Here is a 3,001-nt window from a genome sequence, read left to right as displayed (position 1 = left end):
AGCGGATATTCTATATGGAAACTAACAACCTTTGTCGCACTTCAGGCTTGATACTAGGTGTGTAGCCACAACAGCGCACATAAGCATTACTGACGGGATAATTAAAGCGCCCCAAATATACATATTAATACCCATTATGGTCGGTACAATCATGCCAAATGATATCGGATATTGAAGAATAGCAACTGATAACCCCAACACCAATACAATATTTTTTCGCTTATCTAAGACTGACCATAAAGCGCCAAGTAAAAGTGAGGGAAACACCAGCTCGATTACTATGTGAGGAACACCGACCAATAGACGGTTTGCGAATTCACTCTTTACCCCTAAATTGGCTATAAAGAAAATATAATCAGTGTAGTAATCCACTTTCAATAATACGGTTTCAACATACCACCGAAAATACTGAATCAATTTAAATAGTATCGCCACGAAAGGCGCTGCAATTAGAACTCTTTTCATATGGGCATGTAACGCCGCGTTAACCTGTGCCGCGTGTGAAGTGGAGTTTTGCGGTAAAGTGGCGAAGCCACCGCAAAACGAAGCGTAGCATTCGGCATCAGGTTGAACGCCTTGTTATGCGCAACTTTTGAATTACAAACAACCCAACAAACCCGAAAAATACTACAACCAATTATTAAAAATAGCTTTAATTTAGACTTAAAACCTAAAGCTATTACCAACAACCATTGAGATTAACCTAGCTTTACACCTGAGCCAAGTAGCCGTATAAAATACAGTTACAACTACGAATACAAGAAAAAAAAAGCTATAAACGTAAACGCTAGAATACTGGTAGCGTTTGGACGCTGTTGTGCTGATTGCTAAAGTAAACGGAGGATGCACGCAAACTCTTCGAAACCAGCTCATACCTTTACAGCAAACAATCCCAATGAATTCCAAACCCTACTTTTCCAGCCGTTAAGACGCATAACGCCTTGCTCAGTTGCGCAGTGGTTGTAGTGTATTTTTGTGCAACAATGAGCGTAGCGAATGCACAAAAAGGAACGTAGGCCACTGCGTCAACTGGAGCAATTTGTTAGTTTTTTCTTGACAACTTAAACCCTAGGAAGAGACCAATACCAATAGATACCGAAAAAGCTATTAGAAAATAGCCGAAATTTCTATTTGCTTCTTGCTCACCTTGATACAGCGGGCCAAATATAGCTCCTAGACACCAAGCCCCAGCAACACACAACACTCCAAATACGACAGCCCCCGCTAACGAATATATAAAAGCTTTCATTCGAGAACCTTCCAAAATAGTATTTTTTTAGATTTTTCAAGGTCAGACCAAACACCAGGAATTACCAACCCAAACTGAATTCTCACCCAAGTTCGCCAGTCAGTTAAGCGCGAACCATTCCAAAGATCGATATGATCGCCCGTAGGGCGACCCGGCTTATCCGCCGAACGAAGCCAGTAGTCTTTAAAAAAGACGATCCCCTTTTTACCCGTTAACTGAGATTTAAAGTTTTCCGGCTTGATCTCTACTGCTGAACTAATACCTTGTATCCGAACTTTAGCAAGGCCTGCAGCGAGCTCTTCTGCCGCAAGTGTATGCCCCTCGCCCACCTCATGGTGCCAGCAATGCCTTGTTCTTTTTACTAGAGTAATAGTTTTTACCCCGCATTTTGCTAAAGCATTACCTACCTTAATTGCACACTGATCACTAAAATCCTTCTTACTACAAGGTGGCTCGTCAGGATAGCTATCCCAGAGGTTTTTAAACTTCACCATCTTTCAATCTCCATTTCGTTAAATTGTTCTTGAAAACTAACGCCTGGCTCACCAGCGCCCAAACCGGAGAGGCTTTTGTGTTAAGGTGTAGCGCAGCGAACCCACAAAAGCAGCGTAGGTTTGGGCGTCTGCGTGCAGCCGTTTGTTAGATGCTTACTTCGCAGCAGTAAAACAAAAACTTCTATATTTAGGGTTTTGTAAGCTACGGAGTGTTTTTTCCATTACAGTTTTGGCAGAACCATCGATTCCGGGAAATAGGGTTCGACCGTTTATGTTCATTTTGTCGAGATTGTCTAGCATCGATAGTCTTGATAGCTCCGTAACAGGAAATATATACTTTTCTATCAAAGGAATTCCGAGATTAGGATGTGCCATTTTTTCAGAAGTGACTTTTATCCAAACTTCTATTGACCGGAAATATGTCAATTTTGAAAAGAACCCTTGCTGCAAAACAATTCTCCTATTTACTCCATTATCCTCATCAACCAATTCAAGAAGAGGGATCCGCTCCTTTAATAAGCTTTCTGGCTTTAGATTTTCCTTATATTTTGGCCAAAGCTCCGACTCAATAGTTTGATTGATCATGTGAAGAAGATCGATATTGATACGCCAGACACACCTGTTTGAGCTTTCTCCATTCTTCAGCCCACCATCGATTAAAGCAAAGTAGAATGCAACCCAAGGCGAGTGTGTCCAATCAAGCAAAGGAGTGGGTAAGCCATAATGTTGACCAACTTGCCATAAGTCTACATCATCAATATCAGAGCGCTTTATATCGTTGTTCTTTATAACGCTGCTCCTAAAACTTTCCAACAAAAGATGTTCTATCCTTTTATAATCTTCTTCTACCTTAAAATTGGGGAAATGCTCTTTTATGGAGTCGTAATAACGTGTGATAGTCGGCTCTAACTTCCATAAATCATCTGCATGCCCTCTGAATCCGTAGTTATAATCCCTAGTTACTAGATTCTTAAGCGCGAACTCAGAAAATTCTCTTGCTGTAGAAAACGTCTTTTCACTAATCCATTTGAACACTTTCATTTCCTCGGGCATCTAACGCCGCGTTAACCTGTGACGCGTGTGAGTGGAGTTTTGCGGGAAAGTGGCGAAGCCACCGCAAAACGAAGCGTAGCATTCGGCATCAGGTTGAACGCCTTGTTATGCGCAACTTTTGAATTACGAAACAACCCAACAACCCGAAAAATACTACTACCAATTTATTAAAAATAGCTTTAATTTAGACTTAAAACCTAAAACT

Annotated in this window: 4 protein-coding genes; all 4 read right to left on the bottom strand. The window is 41.1% G+C overall.

Annotation, left to right across the window (positions count from 1 at the left end):
* Positions 1-21 precede the first annotated feature (21 nt).
* Positions 22-465 (bottom strand): hypothetical protein, encoded by a 444-nt coding sequence (locus tag IDZ20_RS05875; RefSeq protein ID WP_188150500.1) that lies wholly within the window; start codon positions 463-465, stop codon positions 22-24.
* A gap of 577 nt (positions 466-1,042) precedes the next feature.
* Complete coding sequence (locus IDZ20_RS05870; protein ID WP_188150499.1) at positions 1,043-1,249, bottom strand: hypothetical protein; 207 nt, start codon at positions 1,247-1,249, stop codon at positions 1,043-1,045.
* Positions 1,246-1,743, bottom strand: a complete 498-nt coding sequence (locus IDZ20_RS05865) for a T6SS effector amidase Tae4 family protein (protein ID WP_188150498.1) — start codon at positions 1,741-1,743, stop codon at positions 1,246-1,248. Before IDZ20_RS05865 ends, IDZ20_RS05870 begins: the two co-directional genes overlap by 4 nt.
* A gap of 153 nt (positions 1,744-1,896) precedes the next feature.
* Positions 1,897-2,778 carry an FRG domain-containing protein gene (locus IDZ20_RS05860; RefSeq protein ID WP_188150497.1) on the bottom strand — a complete coding sequence of 294 codons (882 nt, stop codon included), beginning with the start codon at positions 2,776-2,778 and terminating at the stop codon, positions 1,897-1,899.
* Between the last annotated feature and the right edge of the window lie 223 nt (positions 2,779-3,001).

This window comes from Teredinibacter waterburyi (assembly GCF_001922985.1).
Lineage (GTDB): Bacteria > Pseudomonadota > Gammaproteobacteria > Pseudomonadales > Cellvibrionaceae > Teredinibacter > Teredinibacter waterburyi.
This window is presented reverse-complemented; position numbering and strand designations above follow the sequence as displayed.